Consider the following 25,688-nt stretch of genomic DNA (forward strand, 5'->3'; position numbering starts at 1 on the left):
CCAAGTCCACGCGGGGTAACGCCCTAGAATTCTTCCCAGTCCTCGTCGTCGGGGGGCATGGCCAGCGCGGCCGAGCCATCACTCTGGAGAACAGAGGGGCGTCCACTGCGGAAAGTCGGCGTTGGGGCGGTGGGCGGTGCTGCGGCATCTAACGTGTGGGCCGTTTGGTCGGGTTTTTCTGCCGGTAAGGACGCTACTTCGGCCTCACCTGTCTCTACCGTATCGCTGGCGGGTTCTGTGGCGGCGAGAGGCCGTGTGGCAGGTGCATGAGCCGGGGCTGCGGTGGTCTCCCCTTCCCCTGTGACCTCCGCAACTTTGCCGATTTCAAACCGGCTTACCGTCTTCTTCAAGAGGTCCGCTTCGCCAGAAAGGGACTGGCTTGCGGCATTGGTCTGCTCGAACATCGCTGCATTTTGCTGCGTCACCTGATCGAGCTGGTTCATCGCGGTATTGATCTCGTCAAGGCCGCCCGATTGCTCCTTGGCCGATTGCGCAATTTCCGAAACATGGCCGGCGATGTCGGTCACGCTGGTGACGATTTCCCGAAGGGCCTCGCCCGTCTGACCCACAAGATCGACCCCGCGCTTCACGTGATCTCCCGAAGAGGAAATCAGGCCGGAGATTTCCCGTGCCGCATCCGAGCTACGCTGTGCCAATGCGCGCACTTCCGAAGCGACGACGGCAAAGCCGCGCCCGGCTTCGCCCGCGCGCGCGGCCTCTACCCCGGCGTTGAGTGCCAGGAGATTTGTCTGAAAGGCAATGTCCTCGATCACCGTGATGATCTTGGAAATCTGGTCAGAGCTGCTGGAGATCTGGCCCATCGCCGCAACAGCCTCGCTTACCACCTTGCCGCCCTGCTCCGCATTGCCGCGTGCCTCCGTAACCATCTGGTTGGCACGATCGGCGCCCTGTGCGGCGGAGCGGACGCTGAAGGTGAGTTGGTCGAGCGCGGCGGCGGTCTCTTCCAATGTCGTCGCCTGCCGCTCCGTTCGGCGCGAAAGATCATCGGCAGACGTGGCAATTTCACCCACCTCTCGGTGTATTGCGCCCGCGTTCTCCGTCACCATGGCGATGGCCTCGCGAAGCTTGGAGGCCGCCTCGTTGAAGTTGATGCGCAGCTCGTCATAGCCCTCGGAAAACTGCTCATCGAGCAGCTTGGTCAGGTTGCCTTCTGCCAAGGCCATGAGCCCCACGCGCAGGCTGTCGACCACCTGTGTCTGTGCTTCAGCCACGCGGTTCTGCTCTCGCTCGGCCTCTGCGAGCTTTTCGCGGTCCTCCGTGACGTCAGAACCCATGAACAGGAACATCGCAACCTGCCCATCGGTATCCAGCACCGGGGAAAATCCGCCCTGAAGCCAGCGCAACTCGCCACTCGGGCCGCGCAAGCTGAACAAGCCAAACACGTTCTCGCCCTGCTTCAATCGTTCCAGAACCGTTCCGGTTTTGGTTTCGCTCTGCGGGTCGAACTGGAAGATCTCTGGCGCGCTCTTGCCCTGCAACTCCTCAGCAGTACAGCCAAGAACCTCAGCCATCGTGCCGTTGACTTCAAAGACCTTCGCCTTGCGGTCCATCTTGATGGTGGCCAGGAAACGGTTGATGGAGGTCATCAGCGCCCGATCCATGAATTCCTGTGTCGCGTTCGCCAGCTCCACAACAGTGCCAATCGGGGCACCCTGATCATCCACCACCGCGCCCACGCGCATGGAAAAGCGGGTGTCGTCGAGCCGGAAGAACAGCGTGCGCGGCAGATCTTCTGGCACATCCAGGGCCCGCTGCAGGCTGTCCGGGTTTGGCATCAATTGGTCAATCCCCTGCCCCGTCAGCTCGCCAGTGCCGCTATAGAGTCCGCCCGCCGCAAAGGTTTCGGCGTGTTTGTCGAAGAATGCTTCAACGGCGGCATTGGCGTAGCTGACGCGAAGATCGGAATCGAGCATGAGCATCGGCGCAGAGCTGGCCTGAAAACCGGCGCCACGGAAGATGTTGTCCTGTTCCGCGGCCTGGGCGCTCTGAAGTTTGTCGCGCAGGGTTTCGGCGCTGCGCGCCATCTCGCCAAGCTCGTCCCCGCGTGCGGTGCCGGAAACGGCGTAGGAATATTCGCCCCGCGTCAGCCCCTGCAACCCGTTGCGGACCGCCGTCACAGGCCCGACGATCCCGCGAGACAGGGCGAACCCCACTGCCGTTGCCAGCAGCAGCAATATCGTTCCGCCAATGGCGGCTTCGGTCAGCAATCTATTGATCCCGCCGAAAGCAGCCTCATCGGTCATTTGCGCCGTGACGGCCCAGATAAAGCTGCCGAAGTCGACAGGCCCATAGGCGGCCAGCCCCGTCTCACCGCTATGGATCGGCCCGGTCAGGCGCCCCACTTCGCCTTGCAGCGCGCGGCGAACCGCCTCATCGTCCAGAGGCTCAATCCCCGCCTGCCCCGCCGTGTTACGCTGCTTCATGTCGCTTCCGGCGAAAATCTCCTGAATCCCTGCACTCTGCGATATCAGCGAAGCGACCTGATCGGTTGGCATTTGCACAGCCAGCACACCCTGCAACGTGCCGTCTTCGCGGGCAATTGCGATCCCGGCAAAGCCTGCTGGCGCGCTGTTCGATGGCCCATAGGGGGCGTAATCAACAAAAAACACCCGCTCTTCGGCGCCGGCCTGGGAGACAGCGCCGCGATACACTTCTCCAAGCCCGCTTTCCGCCCAGGGCCCATCCACCACGTTGGTGGCAAAGTCCAATTCCTTGAAAACGCTGTAAATCACGTTGCCATCGGCATCCATGAGGAACACGTCATAATAGCCACGCACCTGCTGGAGCGCCCGAAAGAAGCCGTGATAGCGACGGTGCGCGATAGAATAGCCCGATCCATCGCGGGCGAAGTCGTAAAGGTGTTTTTCCCCCACGGGATGCGGGTTTTCCTCGATGTAAAGCCGCTGCAGATCACTGGCCGGGTCTTCGATCGCGGCAAAGGCACCGGTGAGCTTTTGCAATGCCGAGGTCACCGTGGCTTCGGTGGAATTCACCACGAGATCGCTGCGGATGGTATCCACCCAGCTCTGCAGGGCCGCGCGGTCCTTTTCCAGCGCGGCATCGAGGCGGGCATAGGCCGAGCGCTCCGCGTTCTTCCACCCTTCCATGGCCAAAAGGCCGAGAAATCCGGCCACGGTGACAGCGACGATCAGAAAAATCAGCAGCGGCAGCTTTATCCGCAGTTTCATGTTGCTCAGCATGGGTCTCAAGGTCTCCGGAGCCGTGGCAGGCGGCCCACGCCCATTGCGGGCGGGCCGATTTCAGCTCCGGAAATGCCTCAAGGGTGCTAAAATAGGTTTAACCAACGCCAGATTCTGGCACCGCGCTTCAGGCAGGTTGCCGTATCCGCGCCAGCACCGTCCAGGCCAGCGTTACCGCGCCAATGCCGCAGGCTGCGATGGCCCCCACCATCGGCACCGAGGTGCCATCATGGAACGGCCCCGCCAGCATCACCGCCACCCCGCCGGCCACCATTTGCAACGTGCCGCCGAGGCTGGAGGCCATGCCGGCAATCTCGCCGTGATCGTCGAGCGCCATCACCATCGTCGTGGGGATCACGAGGCCCAAAAAGGCGTTGGCAATAAAGAGCCCGGCCATCACCACCACAAGGCTGCTGCCGCCCGAGGCCACCACCGCAAACAGCACCGAGGCCGCCAGCGCAAAGCCCGAAACCCCGGCCAACACCACGCGCGAAAGCCCCACACGCTCTGCCAGCGGCCCGGCGATCTGGCTCGCCCCAAAGAACCCGGCAGCATTCACCGCGAAGGCGAGCGAAAAGCCGGTTGGCGTAAGGTCAAACTCCTGCCGGTACACATAGGGTGCCAGCGAGATGAACACGAAAAAGCTCGCCATCCCGAGCCCGCCTACAAAGGTCAGCCCCATGAACTTCACATCACGCAACAGCACCCCGCAGGCCCGGCTCAGGGCCTTGACCTTCACATTCACCCGGCGCTCCGGCGGCAGGGTTTCTGGCAGGGCAAAATGCATCAGCGTCACGCAGGCCAGCGCCGCCCCGGCCAGCACCCAGAAGATCGCCCGCCACCCCGCAGCAGCGGCCACGCCTGAGCCAGCAAGCGGGGCCAGCATGGGCGAAACGGAGATCACCAGCATGATCAGTGCCATCATGCGCGTCGCCTCTGGCCCGGTGTGCAAATCGCGAATGATCGCACGCGGGATCACCATCACCGCCGCGCCGCCAAGGCCCTGCACAACGCGCCAGCCCACCAGCGCCTCAAGGCTCCCGGCCATGGCCGCGCCCACCGAGCCAATCGCAAATACCCCAAGCCCGAAATACACCGGCAACCGCCGTCCAGCCTGATCGGCCCAGGGGCCATACACCAACTGCGCAAGGCCGAAGGCGATGAAATAGCCCACAATTGTGGCCCCCATCGCCGCCTCATCCACGCCAAGAGCCACCCCGATCTCGGGTAACAACGGCAGGTACATGTCAATCGCGAAGGGGCCAACCATCGACATGAGGCCCAAGATCAACGCGGAGCGAAACAGCCCCTGAGGCTTCGGCATCGTCTATCCTTTCAGAAACGGGCCGCACAGACGGGCTGCATCGCGGCACGCGGCGGAACCTAGCGATTTGCCGCCCCCCGTCCAGCCCGGGGCCGAAAATTTCTTGCTCTCGTCATACATCTGCTGACAAATGCGACGGATGACCAAGCACCCTGCCCCATTCGCCACGCAGCTCATCTCCGGTTACGGCGGCTGCCCGATCTCGGTGGCCGAGTATGGCGCACCCGATGGCCCGCCCATCCTCTTCGTGCATGGCTGGTCGCAGGCGCACCTCTCCTTTGCTCGGCAGTTCACCTCGCCCGCGCTGGCAGGCTTCCGCATGGTCGGGTTTGACCTGCGCGGCCATGGCGCAAGCGGCAAGCCGACCGATCCCGAGGCCTATGCCGGCTCCGAGCCATGGGGGGGCGACATTGCAGCGGTGATCGAAGCGCTCTCGCTCACCCGCCCGCTGCTGCTGGGCTGGTCGATGGGTGGCAAGGCGCTCTGCGACTACCTCGCGCTGCATGGTGACGCGGCCCTCTCAGGCACCGCCATGATCGGCACCGGCCCCACCTCCGGCAAGTTCATCCCCCCCGAGGCACGCGAGCTGCGCATGGCCGATCCGGATGTGCTGGCCAAAGGGATGCTCTCAGAGGTGCTGGCCGAAAATCTTTCCGCCACCGAGGCCTTCCTGCACGCCTGCTTCCACCAGCAGCCCGAAGCGGAATACTTTGCCACCATGATGGGCTTCAACATGATGTGCCCGCCCGCAATTCGCGGTCAGACCCGCCAGCGCCACGCAGATTATCGCCCCGCCGCCCGCGCCACGCAGCACCCCTGCCTCGTGGTCTGGGGGGCGCATGAACGGGTGATGCCCAAGCCGATTTTCGATGAATGTGCCGCCGAATTCGCCCATGCTGAAGCGCATGTTTTCGAACATTCCGGCCACGCGCCCTTCTGGGAAGAGCCCGAGCGCTTCAACGCCCTGCTGGCTGCCTTCGCAACCCGCCTCTTCGGCGGTGCATCGACCTAAAAGGTAAAGACCTCAAGGTTCGCCCCGCCCCGCGTCTCGCCAGAAAGATCCCGCGTCACCTCCAGCCCAAGCCGCAGCCCGGGCCTGTCCACAATGTTGATGCGTGCGCCAACTTCCAGCCGGTAGCGGTTTCGGGAGCTCGGGCCAACAAAATGCACCCGCCGCAGCGCATTGGCCGCCATGGGAGAGAGCTTCTCTACCTTGCCAAGCAGCACATCCTGCCAGATCAACTCGTCGATGATGTGCTGAATGGCATCCGGGCTATAGATCTTCTCCCCATTCGGCCCCAGTGCGACAAAGCCGAAAGTATCAACATGCACGCTGCATATCCCCGATGACACCGACACATGCAGGCTCGGCACCCCAACCTCACGATAGCCCTGGCCCTGTGTGGCCCCGGCCGCAACGGCATCGCACAGGTGGTTCCGATTGTCGGGCTCAAAGCCCCTGCGTTTCAACGCAGATGCAAAGGCGTCCGCATCGCGCGGCTGAAACTTGAAGCCAACGCCATGTGTCTTCCCGAGCGATTTCACTTCGCTGATATGGGAGGGAAGATTGATGAAGTGGCGCTTGTAAAACCGCGAGCAAATATCCTTGTAGACATCGCTCGACAGCAAGGCCCCCATCCCGACCGTCTTCAGATCTGCCTCTTTCGCCATCCCCGCATCCCCCCATCCACTGTTGGGTGAGTGTAGCACGAAAGCCGTTGTCAGGCCCGGTAAACCGTAATTGCCCGCGATCTGGGGCCTGTCGCCCCCGAATGGTGGCCTCGTTGGCCTGCGCCGCCCGAGCGGCGAGTTTGCAATGCAGCCGCAGAAATGGCTCGCAAGATTCGACTATGCATGGGTTGTGCATCACTTGTGCATAGGATGTTGCCCCGGTAATTTGATACCCCATTTGCACGAGGATCACTGGGTAATTCCCTGACAAATATCAACAATTTGGCATCAAGCGCAGCCTAAGCAGTTCGCGCACTGCCGCATCGCAGAAAGTTTGCAAACTGGATCTAAGGCCCTGATATAGCAGGGTATTCCTCACCCTTCACGAAATCTCAATCGCTTTTGCCTAACATCCAGGTTCCCCGCGGATAAAACGCGTGAAAGGCAAAGGCAAAAAGCAGGTCGTGCGCTACGTCCTCTCCCTTCTCGTTGCGCACCCGGATCATGCCCACATCACGTCCCTTGGCGATTGCGCCGCTGTCGAGGGCGCTCGCCTGCACGCCCGTCCAGTTGATCACAACCCCCGCTTCGCGGATCTCGCCTGCCTTCGCGATCCGCGGCAAGGGCCATGCGCGCTGGCCAACGCGAACCACACGCACCAGCGGCGGAATGCCATGCGGCGGCATTTCTCCATTGAAAAGAAAAGGTTTTTTCGAGCTGTCATACCGCTCATAAGGGTTTGTGCCATAGGGCCGCCCGTGGTTCGGCTCCGCCATCACCTCGCCCTTCGGATTGCGGGTGGCAAAGCTCTCCCAACTCTCCATCCAACTCGGCAGCGGTGATAATTGCGCCCCGGTCAGCTTACCCACAATCGCCTTGCCCGTGGCCTGCTGCCACCAGCTCTCGGTCTGGCGATCATACATGATCATATCCGAGTTCCGCAGCTTGCCCGTCACCCCGAATTCCAGCACTTCCCGCTTGTTCTTCCGGTAGTAAACCAGCGCAGAATTGCAGAGCGGGCAATAGGTTACGGCAATCGGCAGGCCCTGAAACCTGTCATTCACGATCTCATGCCAGATCAAATACCGCAGCGGATAAGCCCGCGCTTTTCCGGCAATCTCCAGCGTAATCACCGGCTCCCGCGCCGCGAGCTTCGCCTTGCTCACCGCAATGAACTTCGGCGCCGTCAGCGCCGGAATCCCGTCTTTCCCCGGCCCGCCTGAAAGGATCTCAACCCAGTTTTCAACGCTCGTCTTGGAAAAATCGGTCCGCGGCCACTCGTTCTTCCAGAATCCCGGGTCCGCCATCGCCACCCCGGTCGTCAGCACCAGCCAAGCCATTGTCCGCAAAAGAAAACCCATGGCACCCTCCCCTTCGTTCAGGTCAAGGATGCCATGGGCTGATCGTTTCACATAGCCTACTCACGCAGGCTTGAGGTCACTCTTGCAGGGTGACGCTCTGCATCACGTCGGGATTTTCCACAACACCGCTGCCGGGCACACCGCGGGTGATCTGGTCAACAACCTCCATCCCCTCGATGACATGGCCCACCACGGTATAGCTGCCGTTCAGATGAGTTGCCGGGGCGAACATGATGAAAAACTGGCTGTTCGCGCTGTCCGGGTCATTCGTGCGGGCCATGCCCACCGTGCCGCGCACATAGGGCTCGTCGGAGAATTCCGCAGGCAAATCAGGCAGTTTCGATCCGCCCGTGCCCGCGCGGCTCAGGTCTTCGCCCTTGCCAAACTCCACGTCGCCGGTCTGCGCCATGAAGCCATCCATCACCCGGTGAAACACCACCCCATCATAGGCCCCGGCCTCCACAAGCGCGGTGATCCGGTTCACATGCTCCGGCGCGAGGTCAGGGCGCAGGTCAATCACCACATCGCCCTTGCCCGCCACCGTGATCACGATGTTCGGCCCATCGGTGTCTTCCGCCGCCTCGGCTTCGCTCACGGTGCCGTTGGTGAACAGGAAGAACGCCGCCAAAAAGGCCAGCCCGACGGCGAAGATGCCGCCCGCAAAGACCTTGCCGTCAGACATCAGCGGCCACCTTCACGCTTTTCATCACGCCCGGGTTCGCAGGCGGTTCGCCGCGCGGGATCGCATCCACATGCTCCATCCCGTCGATCACCCGGCCATAGACGGTGTAATTGCCGTTGAGGAAGTGAACATCATCAAAACAGATGAAAAACTGGCTGTTCGCGCTGTCCGGGCTCTGGCTGCGGGCTGCGCCGATAACGCCACGATCAAACGGCAGCTTGTTGAATTCGGCCGGCACGTTGGGCAGATCAGAGCCACCGGTGCCAGCCCGCCGGGTGTCACCACCGGCCTTGCCATGGGCCACATCGCCCGTCTGGGCCATGAAGCCTTCGATCACCCGGTGAAACACCACGTTGTCATAGGCCCCGGCACGCGCCAGTTCCTTCATCCGCGCGCTGTGCTGCGGCGCCACATCGGGCAGCAGCTCGACGGTCACAGTGCCGCCTTCCAGCTCAATCAGAATGGTGTTCTCGGGATCCTTGATATCGGCCATGCTCGCCTCCTCATGTTCAAAGTCGCGCGCACCCTATGCGCGCACGGGCCGAAGGGAAAGGCCCGCGTTGACCGCGCCGTTCAAACCGGCGAGAACGGGGCAACAGATGGAGGTGGCAATGGCCTGGAAAACCCTTGACGACATGGACCTTGCAGGCAAACGAGTGCTGGTGCGCGTCGATATCAACGTGCCCGTAGACGGTGGCAAGGTGACGGACACCACAAGGATCGACCGGATCGTGCCCACCGTGCAGGACATTCTGGCCAAGGGCGGCAAGCCGATCTTGCTGGCCCACTTCGGGCGGCCCAAGGGCAAGGTGGTGCCTGAAATGTCGCTGGAGGTCACCCTGCACGCGCTTTCCGAGGCGCTCGGCCAAAAGGTCGCCTTCGCCGATGGCGGCTGGGATGCCGCCGTGGCGACGCTCTCGCAAGGCCAGATTCTGCTGCTTGAAAACATGCGCTTCTTCCCCGGCGAAGAGGCCAACGACCCGGAGTTCGCCAAGGAACTCGCCGCTCTGGGAGACATCTACTGCAACGATGCCTTCTCCGCCGCCCACCGTGCCCATGCGTCCACCGAGGGCGTCGCGCACCTGCTCCCCTCCTGCGTGGGCCGCAACATGCAGGAAGAGCTGGAAGCGCTCGAAGGCGCGCTTGGCGATCCGATCCGCCCGGTGGCGGCCGTGGTTGGCGGGGCCAAGGTCTCCACCAAGATCACCCTGCTCTCCAACCTGCTCGACAAGGTCGATCACCTGATCATCGGCGGCGGAATGGCCAACACCTTCCTGCTGGCCCAGGGCTACGAAATTGGCCAGAGCCTCGCAGAGGCCGAAATGACCGACACCGCGCTGGAAATCCTCGAAGAAGCCAAGACCTCGGGTTGCAAAATTCACCTGCCTGTCGACGTGGTCGTGGCTGAAGAATTCAAAGCCCGCGCGCCGCACAAGGTCTGCCCGGCGCAGGAATGTCCGGCTGAAGGCATGATCCTCGACGCTGGCCCCAAGACCGTGGCCAACATCTGCGCGGTCTTCGACGAGAGCGAAACCCTCATCTGGAACGGCCCGCTTGGCGCTTTCGAAATCATGCCCTTCGGCGCCGCCACCTATGCCGCCGCCCGCCAGGCCGGGGCGCTGACCGACCGAGGCGAGCTGATCACCGTGGCCGGCGGGGGTGACACCGTGGCGGCGCTGAACAACGCCAAGGCCAGCTATCAGTTCACCTACATCTCCACCGCAGGCGGCGCCTTCCTTGAGTGGATGGAGGGCAAAACCCTGCCCGGCGTCGCCGCGCTCGGCGGCTAAGGCTCGTTGAACGCCTTCGGCGCCACTCCTCGCCCCCGCGAGGACGCTCCGAAGGACGGACGAGCGCGCCCCGCCCTCACGTTAGCGCAACCACCTTTGCCTTCCCCGGCGGCCCCGGCTATCCCTCTGCGCAAACGTCATTTACGAGGGACGACCCATGCCGAACGCCGAGCAAAAACAAAAGATCGCCGCAGGTCAGGGCTTTATCGCCGCACTCGATCAATCGGGCGGCTCCACCCCCAAGGCGCTCAAGCTCTATGGTGTGGATGAAAGCCGCTATGGCTCCGATGAGGAAATGTTTGACCTGATCCATGACATGCGCTCGCGCATCGCCACTGCCCCGGCTTTCACAGGCGACAAGGTTATCGGCGCGATCCTGTTCGAAAAAACGATGGACCGGGACATTGCAGGCAAGCCCTCCGCCCAGTTTTTGTGGGACGAGCGCGGCGTTGTTCCCTTCCTGAAAATCGACAAGGGCCTCGAAGATGAGGCCAATGGCGTGCAGCTGATGAAGCCCATTCCCGGCCTGTCCGAGTTGCTCAACCGCGCCGCTGAGAAAGGCATTTTCGGCACCAAGGAACGCTCGGTGATCCACGCCGCCAATGCCGAAGGCATCGCCGCAAATGTCGCTCAGCAGTTCGAGCTTGGCGCACAGGTGGTGGAGCATGGGCTGGTGCCAATTCTCGAGCCGGAGGTCAACATCAAGGCCCCCGACAAGGCCGAGGCCGAGGCAATCCTCCTCGCCGAAATCTCCAAGCGGCTCGACGCGCTGCCCGAAACCTCAGATGTGATGCTCAAACTCACGCTGCCTGAGCAGGCCAACATCTACAAACCGCTGGTGGATCATCCGCGCGTGCTGAAGGTTGTGGCGCTTTCGGGTGGCTACACGCGCGCGGAGGCCAATGCCAAGCTTGCGCAAAACACCGGCATGGTGGCCAGTTTCTCCCGGGCGCTCACCGAGGGGCTTTCAGACAGCCAGTCTGATGGGGCGTTCAACAGCACCATCAGCGAAGCCATCAGCTCAATCTACGCGGCCTCCGTCGCGGGATAAACCCCGCTCCCGTGGCCCGGATGATCCGTTCCGGGCCGACGTGTTAACGAAATTGCCACAGGAAAGGTGGTATTTTCATCAGGTTGGGTGATTAAGGGATTCACTTGCCCGCGCTTTCGTGCAAATCTGGTGCGACGAGGCCCGCAAAGAGGCCCGCGAAGACGAGGCACGACGGTATGGCATTTTCCCGCAGACGGCCGGCATTCGGTGTGGTGATCTATTTCGCCGTTGCCCTGTCGCTTGGGCTCTATTTCACCTTCGCGGCGGTTCAGGGCGACTACGGCCTGTTTCGCCGGGTCGAGATTGAGGCCGAAGCGCGTGAGTTGAAGGCCGAGCGCGAGCGCCTGATGTCGGAGGTGGCGGTGCTGCGCAACAAGACGCACCGCATGTCTGACACCTACCTCGACCTTGACCTGCTCGATCAGCAAGCGCGCGATGTGCTGGGCCTGATCCGCGCCGACGAGATCGTTATTCGCTAAGCCCCTCTCTGCGCCGCAGCATTCCCCTGCGCGAAAACCGACACTTTCATTTTAAGCGCCCGCGGCGTTAACCTCTTGTCAACACAAGCGGAATGCTGCTGCTCATAGCTGCGTAAAATTTTCATGTGCATCCCCGGATGGGCGATGGTAAGACATGGTTCAACGTTAAACTACTTTTCTGACTCGGGGAGGAGAAGCTGCAATGGCGGCTCGGAAGACCACCAGGAAATCACCCGCAAAATCCAACACGTCGAAAGAAGAGCTGCTGGCCTACTACAAGGACATGCTGCTCATTCGTCGTTTTGAGGAGAAGGCTGGCCAGCTCTACGGCATGGGCCTGATCGGCGGCTTCTGTCACCTCTACATCGGCCAAGAGGCCGTTGTTGTCGGGCTGGAAGCAGCTGCGGAAGAAGGCGACAAACGCATCACCTCCTATCGTGACCACGGCCACATGCTGGCCTGCGGGATGGACCCGAACGGCGTCATGGCCGAGCTCACGGGTCGCGAGGGCGGCTACTCCAAGGGCAAGGGCGGCTCGATGCACATGTTCTCGAAAGAGAAGCATTTTTACGGCGGCCACGGCATCGTTGGCGCTCAGGTGCCCCTCGGCGCAGGCCTCGCCTTTGCCGATAAATACAAGGATAACAAGCGCGTAACCTTCACCTATTTCGGTGACGGTGCTGCCAACCAAGGCCAGGTCTACGAGACCTTCAACATGGCCGCGCTTTGGAAGTTGCCGGTGGTTTTCGTTATCGAGAACAACCAGTATGCAATGGGCACCTCGCAGGCCCGCTCCACCTCCACCGAAGACATCCACACCCGCGGCGTGCCCTTCGGCATCCCCGGCGAGATCGTCGATGGCATGGACGTGCTGGCCGTGAAGGCCGCCGGTGAAAAGGCCGTGGAGCACTGCCGCTCGGGCGAAGGCCCCTATATTCTGGAAGTCAAAACATACCGTTACCGTGGCCACTCCATGTCGGACCCGGCCAAGTATCGCACCCGCGAAGAGGTTCAGAAGATGCGTGAGGAGCGTGACCCCATCGAAAGGGTCCGCGCTATGCTGCTCGAAGGCAAGCACGCCTCCGAGGAGGATCTGAAGGCCATCGACAAGGAGACGAAAGAGATCGTCAACGCCTCGGCCGACTTCGCCAAGGAAAGCCCGGAGCCCGCGCTCAAAGAGCTTTGGACTGACATTTACGCGGACGTCGCTCCGCAAGAAGAAGACGCCTGAGGAGGAGGTCGAACAATGGCAACAGAACTGCTCATGCCCGCCCTGTCTCCGACCATGGAGGAAGGCACGCTGGCCAAATGGCTGGTGAAAGAGGGTGACTCCGTAAATTCCGGCGACATCCTCGCCGAAATCGAAACCGACAAGGCCACGATGGAATTCGAGGCCGTGGATGAAGGCACCATCGGCAAGATCCTCGTTTCCGAGGGCACCGAAGGGGTGAAGGTGAACACCCCCATCGCGGTGATCCTTGAGGAAGGCGAAGACGCCTCAGCCGCCGAAAACGTCTCTTCCCGCTCCAGCGAACCCACTGAGGTAAAAGAAGAAACCGCCGCCCCTGCTGCTGCCAAACCGCAGGCCGAAGCGCCGACCGAGTTGAAGGTAGACACGTCTCCCGATTGGCCCGAGGGCACGGAGATGGTGCAAACGACCGTTCGCGAAGCGCTGCGCGACGCTATGGCCGAAGAGATGCGCCGCGACGAAAACGTCTATCTGATGGGCGAAGAGGTCGCCGAGTATCAGGGTGCTTACAAGGTGTCCCAAGGGCTGCTCGACGAGTTCGGCGACAAGCGGGTGATCGACACTCCAATCACCGAGCACGGCTTCGCCGGTATCGCCGTTGGTGCAGCGTTCGGGGGCCTGCGCCCCATCGTCGAGTTTATGACCTTCAACTTCGCCATGCAGGCGATCGACCAGATCATCAACTCCGCCGCAAAAACGCTGTACATGTCTGGCGGTCAGATGGGGGCGCCGATGGTATTCCGCGGCCCCAACGGCGCGGCGGCCCGTGTTGGCGCTCAGCACAGCCACGACTACGCCGCATGGTACGCTCAGGTGCCCGGTCTCAAAGTCGTCATGCCCTACTCCGCCGCTGACGCGAAGGGCCTGATGAAGACCGCGATACGAGACCCGAATCCGGTGGTCTTCCTCGAAAATGAAATCCTCTATGGGCGGTCCTTCGACGTGCCCAAGCTGGATGATTTCACCATCCCCTTCGGCAAGGCAAAAATCTGGCGGGAGGGCACGGATGTGACCTTGGTCAGCTTTGGCATAGGGATGCAGTATGCGCTCGAAGCCGCTGAAAAGCTTTCCGAAGATGGGATTTCTGCCGAGGTCGTCGATTTGCGCACCCTGCGCCCGATGGACACCGCCACGGTGATCAAATCGGTAATGAAGACCAACCGCTGCGTGACCATCGAAGAGGGCTTCCCGGTCTGCTCGATCGGCAACCACATCTCGGCCGTGCTGATGCAGGAGGCGTTCGACTATCTCGACGCCCCGGTCATCAACTGCACCGGCAAGGATGTGCCCATGCCCTATGCCGCCAACCTCGAAAAGCTCGCGCTGGTCACCACCGATGAGGTGATCGAGGCGGTGAAAAAAGTGACCTATCGCTGAGGGGGGAGTGATGATCCTGATCGACATACTCGGAACCGGCCCTGATGGGCTGCGGATCGGGCTTGGCCCGGCCCGCGCGCTGGTGCCCAATGCCCTGCTCGCCCGCGAAATCAACGCCGATTACTCTACCGCACAGGCAGAGGAATGGGCCGCCGCGATGAGCCACGACTTGACCGAAGCCATGACGGCGCTGACCTCCGGCAAATCGCCCGATGCGCCTTACAACATGATCCAGCTTGAGAGGGAGGCCTGAGCCATGCCCACCGAAGTTTTGATGCCCGCCCTCTCGCCGACCATGGAGCAAGGCACGCTTGCGAAATGGCTGGTAAAAGAAGGCGATACCGTCTCCTCAGGCGACCTGCTGGCAGAAATCGAGACCGATAAGGCGACGATGGAATTTGAGGCCGTCGATGAAGGTGTGATCGGCAAGATCCTGATCGAGGAAGGCACCGAGGGTGTGGCGGTGAATACGCCCATCGCGGTGATGCTCGAAGACGGTGAAAGCGCCGATGACATTGGGGCTGCCTCATCCGGCAGCTCTGCGCCGAAAGAGGAATCCTCGGCCAAACCCGTGGGCCAGGAACGTTCGGGCGAGCCCGCAGTCAAGTCGTCCGGCGCAGCTGAAAAGTCTGACGTAAAGGCCCCGGCAGCCCCCGAGAAAGATGGCGAACGCGTCTTCGCATCGCCGCTGGCGCGCCGGATTGCAAAGGAAAAGGGCATCGACCTGACTGCCATCAAGGGGTCCGGCCCCAAGGGGCGGATTGTGAAGGCCGATGTCGAAAGCGCCAAGCCCGGTGCCGCCCCCGCCAAGGAGGAAAGCAAGGCCGCCACCCCGGCAGCCGCTGCGGCAGCACCCGCTGGTCCCTCCACCGAGACCGTCATCAAGATGTACGAGGGCCGCGAGTACGAAGAGGTCAAGCTCGACGGGATGCGCAAAACCATTGCCGCCCGTCTCACCGAGGCCAAGCAGACGATCCCGCACTTCTACCTGCGGCGTGACATTCAGCTTGATGCGCTGCTCAAGTTCCGCAGCCAGCTGAACAAGCAGCTTGAAGGCCGCGGCGTAAAGCTTTCGGTGAACGACTTCATAATCAAGGCCTGTGCCCTCGCGCTGCAATCCGTGCCCGACTGCAATGCCGTTTGGGCCGGAGACCGAGTGCTGAAGCTGAAGCCGTCGGACGTGGCCGTGGCCGTGGCTATCGAAGGCGGGCTGTTCACGCCTGTGCTCAAGGATGCCGACACCAAGAGCCTCTCCGCACTTTCTGCCGAGATGAAAGACCTTGCCACTCGTGCACGTGATCGCAAGCTCGCGCCGCATGAATACCAGGGCGGCACCTTTGCCATCTCCAACCTCGGTATGTTCGGGATCGACAACTTCGATGCCGTCATCAACCCGCCCCACGGGGCCATCCTCGCAGTGGGCGCTGGGGTGAAAAAACCGGTTGTCGGGATGGATGGGGAGCTGACCGTGGCCACGGTGATGAGCGTCACGCTTTCGGTCGACCACCGGGTGATTGACGGAGCGCTCGGCGCGGAGTTCCTCAAGGCGCTCACCGAAAACCTCGAAAATCCAATGGTCATGCTCGCCTGAGCGTCACCACAGAACACGAGAAGGGCCGCTCAACAGCGGCCCTTTTTCTTTGCCCTTCGGGAAATTGCGTTAGTCAGCACCGCCCAAGAGCTGGTTCATCGAAACCGAAGGCTGTGAGCAGCCTGCCTTGCCCACGATCTTGGCAGGTACCCCGGCTACGGTGCTTTCTGGCGGCACGTCATGCAACACCACCGAGCCAGCAGCAATGCGCGAGCAGCAGCCGACCGTAATATTACCGAGCACTTTAGCACCCGCTCCGATCAGCACGCCATCGCCGATTTTCGGGTGCCGGTCCTCGTCTTCCTTGCCGGTGCCTCCGAGCGTTACAGAGTGGAGGATTGACACGTTGTCTCCAACCACGGCGGTTTCGCCAAAGACGATGGAATGAGCATGGTCGAGGAAGATGCCCTTGCCGACGCGGCAGGCAGGGTGAATGTCGACCCCGAAGGTCTCCGAGATGCGCATTTGGAAGAAATACGCCATGTCCTGCCGGCCCTGCTTCCAGAGCCAATGGCCAATTCGGTAGGCTTGGATAGCTTGGTAGCCCTTGAAATACATCAGCGGCTGCAAAAAGCGGTGGCACGCCGGATCACGCTCAAAAACAGCCACAAGATCAGCCCGTGCTGCCTGCCCGATCGTTACGTCCGCAGCATAGGCTTCGTCGGCGATCTCACGCAGAAGCTGCTCAGACATTTCACCCGACGCGAGCTTCATCGAAACCCGAAACGCAAGCGCCTGCTCCATCGACTTATGGTGCAGAACACAGGAGTGCATGAGCCCTCCTAGGAGGGGTTCCAAGCTGATCGCTTCCTCACCCTCTCGGATGATCCGGTCCCATACGGGATCCACCTCACTGAGCTTGCTCTTCGTCTGGGCCATGGTCATGTCCTTGCGCGTGCTGCTAGCGTTCTAACGCAAATAGGGCCACGGGGCCAATTGCAAAGAAAGATGGGGAGGAAAACCAATCGTGATGGATGACCCAAGGCAACAAGCCTTTGAAAGGCGCCTGCAAGCGAGGCTGCAGGAACTGTCCGATGGGGAGGTGCTGGGCGAAGACGGAAAGAAAGTTGTGGAATTGTATCAGCAGTCGGTTGGGCGGCTGAGCCGTATGGATGCCCTGCAATCACAGGCAATGGCTCAGGCCGCAAGCCGGATGCGGGCTGCGGAGAAACAGCGGATCAATGCCGCGCTCGCCCGGATGGAGGAGGGGGAGTTTGGCTATTGTGTGGATTGTGGAGAAGAGATCGCCAAAGCCCGGCTAGAGCATGACCCTGCAGCCGCCCTCTGTATCACCTGCGCCCGTGGCTGAGGCTCAGGTCATCACCCCCTGCCCTGTCCGAAACCGCACGACCCCATCCAGCACCATCGCCCAACACTGCGCATAATCGACATCTTCAAAGCTCCGCGCGGGAGCACGCGGCTGCCGACCAACAGCGGCACCAAGTGTGCCGTCGCCCCAATGTTTATGCACTCGCCCAGTTGCCTGCCGAAACCGATCCGCCGCATCCGCGAGCGCGATAAACCGGTCCAGCGCCGGTGCCCGCTGCTCCGCCTCAAGTGGCAAAAGCACACGGGCAACCTCGCAGATGTCACAGTGTTGTAGAGGGCGCATCAGAGGCTCGGCAGATCTATCGTGTAGTAATGCGCTGCCACGCGGATCGCCCCGCCTGTAAAGTCACCACCCACCGCGCTGAGCTTGAGCGGCGATGCCGAGTACCAAGTGGTCGGCGTTCCGAGTAGCCCTGTACAATAGGAACCTTGCCCAAGGCCAAGCCCGGAGCCAAACTGGCTTTCAGATCCGTTGATGCCAAAGGTCCACGCACTCAGCGTCCCGGTTATTTCGGTGATAACTCGCGCGGAGATTGCAAACACCATCGAATTTGCAGGCACCTGCGTAACCGTCGTGTCAGAGGGCCCCGCTGCGATGCTGTGGTCAAACTCCAATATCTGCATCTTGGACGCAGCGCCGGAAGGGCTCGCGGCCATCAGCGGCGGCTGCCACGCCGTTCCGTCCCAAAGCGCGTCGGTTGCTGTGTCGATGATCCAGGCTCGCCACCCGACTTGCGGGTCGACAAAGGCCCAGCCACCGTTATTACCAATGGCAATCTGCCCGCCCTGCCCCGCCCATGCGTTGACAGAGCCGCTCGGCACAAACCAGCATTCCCCATCCACCACAACACCCGGCGGCGTTGTGGTTGTGGCGGACTGAAGCCGAAGTTGCGCCAACCCGTCCAACCGCATGAGCGCGGCGTTCACTGTCACATGTTTCTGCGCCTGACTGGCCTGCAAGAGTGGCAACTTGAGCTGCGTGGTCTCATCCATTGATCTCTACCTTTCCAAAAAGACCCGGCCCATACCGTTCCGAGATCTGGGCCACGTGAATCTCGAAGGCGCCGGTCACGCCGTCACTGGCCTGCTGCGAGGCGGTGTAGGTCCAACCCACCGCGGCTACTGTCACTTCCCGCACCACCGCTTCGGCCTGCACGACTCGCAGCGTATAGGCCTCGCTGGCTTCCCCGAGTGGCACCTCCGGCACATCCCAACTGTCGCCGTCCATCCGCGTGCGCCGGATCCAGCTCACTTCCAGATCCCCGCTTTCATCCCGGCGGCCCTTGAGGTGGACAGGGGCATATGGCCGGAGCCCATTGCCATCGAATGCCTCTTGTCGTTCTACGAACGACGCATCCGTATAGGGCCGCCCTGCAGGGCCAATCCGGTAATGACGAGAAAGTCGCCGCGCAGAACTGGCGAGGTCGATCTGCACAAGGCTGCTGTCCAGCAGCACCACCTGGCTCCCCACGGGCCAGACGTCTGGCATCAGCCCATCCGTGCCAAGCTGCCCCCGCAAGCGTTGCTTCAGCTCATACGTCCGGCTTGAGACGAGGTCCGCCGTAACAAACTGGAACACCTCCCAGTTGCCCGGCGATCCATCCCCAATCGCCACCGCATTGCGACCTGCAAGAACCTGGCCTTCCGTCGCGGAGGAGAGCGCACCCGCGCTGAGGCGCACGCGCAAAGGTTCACCCCATTCCCACTGCCCCGGTCGCCCAGCAACCAAGGGCGTCTCTGTTACGCCAATCGTCGCGCGGGCCGTGAGCAGCCGGTTAAGCTCATAGTCATCGCCCGTGGCGGAACCATACACCGCCACGCTACCCGGCCACGGTCGCGCCGTCGCCGCAACATGCGGCGCATGTTCCACCTCCTCGCCGGTCAGCAACGGCAGGTCGAGAAAAAGCGGATAAACCGGCAAGGGAGGCACGAAGGGAACGAGTGTTGCAGGGGATTCAATCGCATCGCTGGGCTTGTAAACGTTCGGCTCAACCCGCACCGCATCAATAATCTGGCTGCCCGCCTGCTCCACTCGGTCAACGCGGTAGCGGGCCGCGCGGTCCTCCGTCGGTAGCGTGATCACGTCACCTGCCCCGATTTTCAAACGGGATGGCGGCAAAGCAAAGCGCGCGGTGTCTCGCGCAATTCTGCTCTCCGAAAGCCAGCGCTCCACAATGCTCTGCGCCTCGGCCTGTGTCAGTGCTAGCGGCAACTCCGACTGCGCCACCGCGAAGGTCGACTCATCCGGAAAGATCGCCTCCGCCGCCCGCACCTCATAATCGCCGTTGCTCTCAACATAATTGAGCCGCACCTTGCCTGCCGTCTCCGCCGAAGGTGCGCGCACCAGCGTGATGTCGGCGTCAAGATCCTCTGTCACCGCCAGCGTCTCCCGGCTGATGCCGCCCACCGGCACGCCCGTTCGGCTCGCAAAGCGCAAAACCCCGTCTCGCTCCACCGCGTCGAAGCCGAAGGCCAGCATCAAGGGCTGCAATGCGGAGCGCGCGCCGGCAAGATCGGTCACCGTAAAGCCCCGCACCAAGCCATAGAGTTCGCCCAGATCGAGAGCATCCAGTGAGACGCCCGAGCGCAGGCAGATTTCGGCAACCACCGCCGAAAGCGCCTCACTCGTCGCGCGCCCGTTCAGCCAATGCCCTCGGGCGTAGTTTTCACCATCGCTCCAAAGGTCCAACGCCGCCGGGAAATAGGGAAAAGGTCGCGCATCCCAAGCCCAAACATGCGCCCGGCTCATGTCCACCATCGCCCCGCCATACTCTGCCGACACCGGGTTGTTTGCCGGGTTATCAAAATGCGCCGACATTGCCCTCAGGTATTGTGCCTGAATAAGGTCATCGCGCGTGCCATCCGAGTAGTGGGGCAGCCCGCTTTCAGAGCTCTTCGCATCCAGAAACTTGTTTGGTTGATTGGTGCCCTTGTCGAGTGCAGCGCAACCCAGCTCGGTAAACCAGATCGGCTTGCTCTGCGGCATCCACGCAGTCGGCTGCGCTTGTCGCACCCCGCCAACACGCTCAAAATGTTCGTTCTGCCACCAGCTCTTCAAATCCTTGTAGCGAAACACCCAATCCTCACCATGGGCCTGATCCACAATCGGCGTGCGGATCTGAGCATCGCGTGCTGCATCATGGGCGTAATACCAGTCATACCCCTCCCCGCCGGCCACATTGGCCTTCAGGTAATCGAGGTTATAAATCGCGCCCGCCGCCGCATCGGCGTGTTCATCACCCTCGCGCCAGTCAGAGAGCGGCATGTAATTGTCGATACCGATGAAATCGACATTGGGATCAGCCCAGAGCGGATCGAGATGAAAGAACACATCTCCCGACCCATCCTGCGGATGGTAGCCAAAATACTCGCTCCAATCAGCCGCATAGCCAATCTTGCAGGACGGCCCCAGAATGCTGCGCAGTTCGGCCGCCAAAGCCTGCATCTGCGCCACCGCCGGAAAGCCGCTGGCCCCGCGGATCTGGGTCAGCCCGCGCATCTCCGAACCGAGGCAAAAGGCGTCAACGCCGCCCGCAGCAACGCAAAGATGCGCATAGTGCAAAATGAAACGCCGAAATGACCATTCAGCCGGGCCTGTGTAGCTCACCGCCGTTCCGGCCACGCTGAAATCTGAAGCCGAGGCTGTGCCGAAGAACGCGGCAACTTCAGCCTCCGCACTCGCGGTGCCATCTGGCGAACCGTCGCGCCCCGCTGCGATGGATTGGGTGATCCGCCCACGCCATGGCAGCTTCGGCTGATCGCTTGCATCGCTCCACGGGTCTGCAAGGCCGTTGCCTTCCAGCTGATCCATCAGGATGAACGGATAAAAAACAACCTCCTGCCGAGATTCCTTCAGCGCGGCAATCGCCTGGGCCACCGCCTTATCCGCCGGGGTGCCGCCATAAATCGGTCGGCCCTCTTCCGTTTGCGGCGTCAAATCGGCACTCGCCCGGCTCACCCCGCTGACCTTCCACGCCATCGGCTTGCCGTCGTGGTCTGCCTGCTCCACCTTCGGCTTGATCTGGCAAGCACCACATCGCAGGTCATCGCCAAACCAACTGACCACCATTGAAACCGAGCCGCAGGCCGGCAGTTCTTCGTTCAAAGTGTCGAGCGACACCGAGAAGTCCGTCTTGCCGGTTGGCGAGTTGACGTTGGCCGATTGGCTCTCCCCAAGCCCGAAATCATAGTGCACAGGTGTTGTCGCCAAGGCGTATTCGCCGGTGCCGGGCACAAGCGCCACGGCCTTGACCACGCGGCTCAGGCTTCGGGCTTCCGGCGTATCGGCCTCCTCGATCACCGGACGAACAACCTCAAATGAGAGTTGCGGAACGCGGTTGCCAAAATCTCCCAGTTCAAGATCCTCAAGCACCACGTAAGCCACCCCGCGATAGGCAGGCACACGGCCCTCTCCCTCAACGGCCTCCATCTTCGGGTCCGGCAGCTGATCTTCGCTCCCGGTATAAACCCGCATGTTCAGATCATCCGGCGCAAGCTCCACCCCATCGGCCCAAATCCGTCCAACCCGGCTGATCTCCCCTTCACAAAGCGCAACAGCCAAGCTGATCGAATAGGAGTAACTGCGCACGGTTGGGCCCGACGGGGCCCCCTTGCCGCCCGTGTCTTCCTCACGAACGGTCTCCTTGAACTGGGTCGCCCAAATCACCTGCCCACCCACGCGCATCCGCCCGTAGATCTGCCCTATTGGTGCGCCTTCACTGGCGCCCGTCACCCGAAACCGCTCAACCTTGCCGGTTTCCACAACCTGGCTGCCCTGCCCCATCAAGCGCTGGTCGATCACCCGCCCGAGCGTTGCGCCAATCGCACGGCCAATTACCGCGCCCGACAGGCCAAGAAACGTGCCACCAAGCGACGAGCCAAGCGCAGCTCCCGCTGCCGAAAGTATAATCGTCGCCATCAGCCACCCCCTTCGGGAAATTCAAATCGTGCCACCACCCGCCGCATCCACGGCCGGGTAAACGAGCTTTCCACCACGCCATGCCCCGAATAGGCATGGATGAATGAGGCACTCTCACCAACCCGCGCCTGCAGCCCCAAATGCTTGGCCACGGCGCCATCGCGCATCCGAAACAAGATCACGTCCCCGGGCGACGCCTCGGTTAGAGCTTTCTCACGCAGATGCCGCCGCGCTGCGGCCCAAAGCGCTTCTTCGCGCGACGGCTCCGACCAATCGCGGCTGTAGGCAGGCACCTGTTCCGGCTCACGCCCCCAAAGCTCCCGCCAAACGCCCCGCAAGAGCCCAAGGCAGTCGCAGCCGGCCCCTTTGCACGACGCCTGGTGGCGGTACGGTGTGCCAACCCAACTGCGCGCGGCCCATACGGCCCGCGCAGGCATATCGTCCCTTGGCTCACTCATCTTGCAGGCCATCAAGCGCCTCCGACAGGAGAGTCCGGAACTTGCTCCCGCCTTCGTTCACACCGCCGCGTTTCGGATAGCTCATCAGCCAGTCCTCGCCGGGGATGTAGGGGAAGCCGCGAAAATTCAGGAAGTTGTCAAACTTGAGCCTGCAAGTCTCCGCCCGCTTGTCGCAGCCCGCCTCAAGCCGGATCATGTCTCCGGCCTCGATCTGCGCAGGCAGTTGCTCCCAAAGCTCAACCACGCGCCCATCGTTGGAAAGCCTGTCATTCTTGACGATCCCGACAAGCCCCTCCGCCGCGCCGCTCACAACACGCAGGCTTCCGCGCTCAAACCAACGTGGCTCATAGTCATCGAGACCGGCAAACCGAAACACCCTGCCATCGTCCACCGCCTCGACCGCCAGATCGGCGCGATAGCCGGGTGCAGAAAGGTCAAAGCGGCACATCCCGTCACCCAGCACAGCACTGCACTGCGGCTGATACACCCGCCCCTGCGGTTGGTTCAGCGCCTCGGTCAGGCCGCGCAATTCCGCCTCAAAGGCACCATTGGCCCGCGACACCTCGCCAATCGTCCCCCGAAACAGCATCATCCGGGCAGAGGGATCGGCCCAGTTCACCAACCATGCGCGCACCTCGGCCCCGTCATAGTGACCGGCCAAAAGGTCTTCCTCGGTGATCGCTTCGCTCATCAGAGCCCCCAGCGCTTCGGTGTTGTCCACCGCAAGCCCCGTGCCCTGCACCAGCGCCTTCGCCGTCAGCCCGCTGTTGGCCCGAAAGGAGATCTCATCAAACGCAACGCTCTCGTCATGATCGGTAAACCCGAGCACCGCGCCATCAGCCCGCGTGACCGACCAGCAGCGGCAAACCGATGTAATGCCCCCGCCAAGATGCGCATGCAGCGCCTCCGCCCCGCTCACAGCCGCAACTCCACCACCGGCACCGTCGGCACGTCGCCGGCCTTGAAGCTGGCCACGCTGGTCTGAATCCGGTCGGTGTCAAACCGCACCGGCACGTCAAACTCAAACCCCGCCGTCACCGTAAACCCGATAGAGGGCGCATCCTCGAAAGTGATCATCCCGGTCGCCGTATCGACCTCAAAATGAAGCCCCTCCCGGTAGTATGTTCCTTCGATCCCCGCCGTCACCGAGCCAGAAACCGGCTTGCGGATTGGGCGGGTATAAGAGGCGCCACCCGAGGCATAGATTTTCGAAAGCTGAAAGCTCCGGGTCACCCCATCCCCGGTCCCAATCACCTCATCCTGCCAGCCCGGCGTTGCGCTGGCGGCACCAGTCTTGAAGTCCGACCAATCCTTCCAGCGAAACCCATAAAGCTGGCCGCGCCGCGCCTCGAAGAAGGCCAGCAAGGTTTCCACATCATCCAGCGAGCGCATGCCCAGCCCGGCATCATACCTGCGCCGCGAGTGTGCCCAAGGCGTATTGCGCTCCTCAAACCCGTTCGCCAGCGTCACGATCTCTGTCCGCCGTTCCGGCCCGCCGACCGAGCCAAAGCTCAGGCTCGCCGGAAACCGCACCTCATGAAAACCCATCTGCTCCATCCTTCCAATTGCTGCTCTGCAAGCCTCAGCGGTTGCGCTGCCCCTGCGCCAAGGCCCGCGTCATCTGCGCCGCCACCTGCGCACGGCTGCGCTCAAACCCCCTCACATCCGGCGTCGAAATGTTCATCACCACGTTGACAGGCCGCCCCCCGCCCTGGGTCTTCACCCCAAGCGAGCCATCCGCGCCCCGCGCCAGCGGCATGATCGCCTCAGGCCCCGCCTCGCCCATCAGCCCGCGCCCGTTTCGCATCGGGAAATAGGTTGGCGATGAAACCACCCCACCCCGCGCAAAGGGCTGCACCCGCCCCTGCGAAAAGCTGCCTCCCTTCTCAAAGGCCATCCCGCCGGTGATAAAACTCTCCACCCCCTGCCCGATCAGGCTGCCAAAGTGGTTGGTGATCGGCTTCATCGCGGCGTTGTAGGTCGCGTTGATCATCGCTTCGGCAACCGTGCGCAGCGCTTCCGAAAGCCGCATCCCGTCAAAGATCAGCCCGTCAAACGCCTTGCGCAGTCCGCGCCCGATCTGGCTTGAGAGCTGGCCAACATTGGCCTGCGTCACGGTGAGGCTCGACTGCATCCGCATAAGCTCGCCATCAAAGGCCGCAGCCATCTGTGCGGCGCCCACAAAGGCGCCTTCCAACGCATCCACCTGCGCTTCAAGGGCCTCGGCCCCATCGAAATCTGCCATCAGATCATTCCTTCGGTTGGTCAGGGAAAGCGGCGGCCAGTTCGGCCAGCCGTGACCGTGTCAGCGGCGGGGCCGCCTGCTCCAGCCCCAGCATCACCATCAGTTCCACCGGGGTCAGCGCCCAGAACTCGGCAGGCTTCAGCCGCAGCTCCAGCAGGCCCCGTCGCAGCAGGCCTGCCCAATCCACTCAGGCCCCCTTGGGCAAGGCGAAGGCCCGCGCCAGCAACTCAGCGGCAACACGGGCGGCCTCCACAGGCCCCCCGCCGATCTCAACGGTGCGCAGGTCGGCGGCGCTGCCATTCCAGCCACCGCCCCGCAACCCGGCCACCAGCAGCGCCAGCACGTCGCGCGTGCTGAACCGCCCCGCTTCAAAGCGCTCAACCAGCTCCATCAGGGTGCTGGTCTCCAGCGCCTCCTCCAATTCCGCCAACGCACCCAGCGTCAGCTTGCAGCGGTGCTCCGTGCCATTCAGCACCAGCACCGCCTCTCCCGCCCAAGGATTGACCATGGTCAGATCGCCGTGAAACTCAGCGCACCCGCCGAGGCCAGCGCCAACTCATAGGTCGCCTCGCCATCGTGGCTGCCCGCGTATTCCACACTGGTGATCTGAAACGCCCCCTCCACCACGCCAAAATCCGGGATGATGACCTGAAACTCCGGCATCTCGCCGTCAAAAAAGATCTGCCGTGCCCGCTCGTCGCTGTCCTCGTCGCGAAACACTCCCGAGCCACTGATATTGGCGCTCTTCACCCCCGCACCTGCCAGCAGCTCACGCCAGCCGCCCTGGCTCTCAAGGCTGGTGACATCAACGCTCTCCGCGTTAAAGCTCACCCGCGTCGCCCGCAGGCCGGCCACGGTTTCGAACAGCCCGCTGCCGGTCATGTCCATCTTGATCAAAAGGTCTTTGCCGTTCTGGGCAACCATTTGCGTTCTCCTTCAGGA

General features: G+C 62.2%; 26 protein-coding genes. 9 read left to right on the top strand and 17 right to left on the bottom strand.

What is annotated here, in order from left to right; all coding sequences use genetic code 11:
• Positions 1-23: 23 nt before the first annotated feature.
• Both ACXAG6_RS12960 and ACXAG6_RS12965 read right to left on the bottom strand, forming a co-directional pair.
• On the bottom strand, positions 24-3,209 hold the full coding sequence (locus ACXAG6_RS12960; protein ID WP_475338104.1) for a methyl-accepting chemotaxis protein: 3,186 nt from the start codon (positions 3,207-3,209) through the stop codon (positions 24-26).
• Positions 3,210-3,348: 139 nt separating this feature from the next.
• Positions 3,349-4,545 (bottom strand): multidrug effflux MFS transporter, encoded by a 1,197-nt coding sequence (locus tag ACXAG6_RS12965; protein WP_475338106.1) that lies wholly within the window; start codon positions 4,543-4,545, stop codon positions 3,349-3,351.
• 139 nt (positions 4,546-4,684) lie between these two features.
• Between ACXAG6_RS12965 and ACXAG6_RS12970 the strand changes: the two genes are divergently transcribed.
• Complete coding sequence (locus ACXAG6_RS12970) at positions 4,685-5,557, top strand: alpha/beta fold hydrolase (protein WP_475338108.1); 873 nt, start codon at positions 4,685-4,687, stop codon at positions 5,555-5,557.
• Here ACXAG6_RS12970 and ACXAG6_RS12975 read toward each other — a convergent pair.
• The 4 genes from ACXAG6_RS12975 to ACXAG6_RS12990 form a co-directional block, all read right to left on the bottom strand.
• On the bottom strand, positions 5,554-6,216 hold the full coding sequence (locus ACXAG6_RS12975) for a hypothetical protein (RefSeq protein WP_475338110.1): 663 nt from the start codon (positions 6,214-6,216) through the stop codon (positions 5,554-5,556). The two genes, ACXAG6_RS12970 and ACXAG6_RS12975, sit on opposite strands and share 4 nt — an antisense overlap.
• A 392-nt stretch (positions 6,217-6,608) precedes the next feature.
• Positions 6,609-7,577 carry a DUF3179 domain-containing protein gene (locus ACXAG6_RS12980; RefSeq protein ID WP_475338112.1) on the bottom strand — a complete coding sequence of 323 codons (969 nt, stop codon included), beginning with the start codon at positions 7,575-7,577 and terminating at the stop codon, positions 6,609-6,611.
• 76 nt (positions 7,578-7,653) lie between these two features.
• Complete coding sequence (locus ACXAG6_RS12985; protein WP_475338114.1) at positions 7,654-8,259, bottom strand: peptidylprolyl isomerase; 606 nt, start codon at positions 8,257-8,259, stop codon at positions 7,654-7,656.
• Positions 8,252-8,752, bottom strand: a complete 501-nt coding sequence (locus ACXAG6_RS12990; protein ID WP_140014290.1) for a peptidylprolyl isomerase — start codon at positions 8,750-8,752, stop codon at positions 8,252-8,254. The genes ACXAG6_RS12985 and ACXAG6_RS12990 overlap by 8 nt, the downstream gene beginning before the upstream one ends.
• Before the next feature lie 118 nt (positions 8,753-8,870).
• Here ACXAG6_RS12990 and ACXAG6_RS12995 point away from each other — a divergent pair, with 118 nt between their 5' ends.
• From ACXAG6_RS12995 to ACXAG6_RS13025, 7 genes are all read left to right on the top strand, one after another.
• Positions 8,871-10,049: a phosphoglycerate kinase gene (locus ACXAG6_RS12995; protein ID WP_475338116.1), complete on the top strand. Its 1,179-nt coding sequence runs from the start codon at positions 8,871-8,873 to the stop codon at positions 10,047-10,049.
• 157 nt (positions 10,050-10,206) lie between these two features.
• The gene (locus ACXAG6_RS13000) at positions 10,207-11,100 is read left to right on the top strand and encodes a fructose bisphosphate aldolase (protein WP_475338118.1); all 894 of its coding nucleotides are present in this window, start codon (positions 10,207-10,209) and stop codon (positions 11,098-11,100) included.
• 176 nt (positions 11,101-11,276) lie between these two features.
• Complete coding sequence (locus tag ACXAG6_RS13005) at positions 11,277-11,579, top strand: FtsB family cell division protein (RefSeq protein ID WP_475338120.1); 303 nt, start codon at positions 11,277-11,279, stop codon at positions 11,577-11,579.
• A 202-nt stretch (positions 11,580-11,781) separates the two neighbouring features.
• Positions 11,782-12,810: a pyruvate dehydrogenase (acetyl-transferring) E1 component subunit alpha gene (gene pdhA, locus ACXAG6_RS13010; protein ID WP_475338122.1), complete on the top strand. Its 1,029-nt coding sequence runs from the start codon at positions 11,782-11,784 to the stop codon at positions 12,808-12,810.
• 15 nt (positions 12,811-12,825) lie between these two features.
• The gene (locus ACXAG6_RS13015; RefSeq protein WP_475338124.1) at positions 12,826-14,205 is read left to right on the top strand and encodes a pyruvate dehydrogenase complex E1 component subunit beta; all 1,380 of its coding nucleotides are present in this window, start codon (positions 12,826-12,828) and stop codon (positions 14,203-14,205) included.
• A 10-nt stretch (positions 14,206-14,215) separates the two neighbouring features.
• Complete coding sequence (locus ACXAG6_RS13020) at positions 14,216-14,458, top strand: hypothetical protein (RefSeq protein WP_475338125.1); 243 nt, start codon at positions 14,216-14,218, stop codon at positions 14,456-14,458.
• 3 nt (positions 14,459-14,461) lie between these two features.
• Complete coding sequence (locus tag ACXAG6_RS13025) at positions 14,462-15,796, top strand: pyruvate dehydrogenase complex dihydrolipoamide acetyltransferase (protein ID WP_475338126.1); 1,335 nt, start codon at positions 14,462-14,464, stop codon at positions 15,794-15,796.
• Between the two features lie 69 nt (positions 15,797-15,865).
• Here the strand turns inward: ACXAG6_RS13025 and cysE are convergent, their stop codons facing one another.
• Positions 15,866-16,675 (bottom strand): serine O-acetyltransferase, encoded by an 810-nt coding sequence (gene cysE / locus ACXAG6_RS13030; RefSeq protein WP_140014281.1) that lies wholly within the window; start codon positions 16,673-16,675, stop codon positions 15,866-15,868.
• Positions 16,676-16,766: 91 nt separating this feature from the next.
• On the opposite strand from cysE, the gene ACXAG6_RS13035 reads away from it, so the two are divergent.
• The gene (locus ACXAG6_RS13035; RefSeq protein WP_475338128.1) at positions 16,767-17,105 is read left to right on the top strand and encodes a TraR/DksA family transcriptional regulator; all 339 of its coding nucleotides are present in this window, start codon (positions 16,767-16,769) and stop codon (positions 17,103-17,105) included.
• A 3-nt stretch (positions 17,106-17,108) separates the two neighbouring features.
• Here the strand turns inward: ACXAG6_RS13035 and ACXAG6_RS13040 are convergent, their stop codons facing one another.
• Genes ACXAG6_RS13040 through ACXAG6_RS13085 form a run of 10 tightly spaced genes read right to left on the bottom strand, consistent with a single transcriptional unit; the run spans position 17,109 to position 25,670 of the window.
• A complete protein-coding gene (locus ACXAG6_RS13040; RefSeq protein WP_475338129.1) occupies positions 17,109-17,408 on the bottom strand; it encodes a DUF7742 family protein in 300 nt (99 codons plus the stop codon).
• On the bottom strand, positions 17,408-18,118 hold the full coding sequence (locus tag ACXAG6_RS13045; RefSeq protein ID WP_475338130.1) for a DUF2793 domain-containing protein: 711 nt from the start codon (positions 18,116-18,118) through the stop codon (positions 17,408-17,410). The genes ACXAG6_RS13040 and ACXAG6_RS13045 overlap by 1 nt, the downstream gene beginning before the upstream one ends.
• Entirely contained in the window at positions 18,111-22,043 is a 3,933-nt protein-coding gene (locus tag ACXAG6_RS13050; RefSeq protein ID WP_475338132.1) for a baseplate multidomain protein megatron, read from the bottom strand. Before ACXAG6_RS13050 ends, ACXAG6_RS13045 begins: the two co-directional genes overlap by 8 nt.
• Positions 22,043-22,480, bottom strand: a complete 438-nt coding sequence (locus ACXAG6_RS13055; RefSeq protein ID WP_475339060.1) for an NlpC/P60 family protein — start codon at positions 22,478-22,480, stop codon at positions 22,043-22,045. Before ACXAG6_RS13055 ends, ACXAG6_RS13050 begins: the two co-directional genes overlap by 1 nt.
• Positions 22,481-22,493: 13 nt before the next feature.
• Entirely contained in the window at positions 22,494-23,420 is a 927-nt protein-coding gene (locus tag ACXAG6_RS13060; protein ID WP_475338133.1) for a DUF2163 domain-containing protein, read from the bottom strand.
• Positions 23,417-24,049, bottom strand: coding sequence for a phage distal tail protein, Rcc01695 family (locus ACXAG6_RS13065; RefSeq protein ID WP_475338134.1), 633 nt, complete (start codon positions 24,047-24,049; stop codon positions 23,417-23,419). Before ACXAG6_RS13065 ends, ACXAG6_RS13060 begins: the two co-directional genes overlap by 4 nt.
• Before the next feature lie 34 nt (positions 24,050-24,083).
• Positions 24,084-24,746 (bottom strand): phage tail tape measure protein, encoded by a 663-nt coding sequence (locus ACXAG6_RS13070; RefSeq protein WP_140014276.1) that lies wholly within the window; start codon positions 24,744-24,746, stop codon positions 24,084-24,086.
• 4 nt (positions 24,747-24,750) lie between these two features.
• On the bottom strand, positions 24,751-24,933 hold the full coding sequence (locus ACXAG6_RS13075) for a rcc01693 family protein (RefSeq protein ID WP_475338135.1): 183 nt from the start codon (positions 24,931-24,933) through the stop codon (positions 24,751-24,753).
• Positions 24,934-25,254 carry a gene transfer agent family protein gene (locus ACXAG6_RS13080; protein ID WP_475338137.1) on the bottom strand — a complete coding sequence of 107 codons (321 nt, stop codon included), beginning with the start codon at positions 25,252-25,254 and terminating at the stop codon, positions 24,934-24,936.
• A 2-nt stretch (positions 25,255-25,256) separates the two neighbouring features.
• Positions 25,257-25,670 (bottom strand): phage major tail protein, TP901-1 family, encoded by a 414-nt coding sequence (locus ACXAG6_RS13085; protein ID WP_475338138.1) that lies wholly within the window; start codon positions 25,668-25,670, stop codon positions 25,257-25,259.
• Positions 25,671-25,688 lie beyond the last annotated feature (18 nt).

This window comes from Vannielia sp. ABF1_015 (assembly GCF_056160745.1).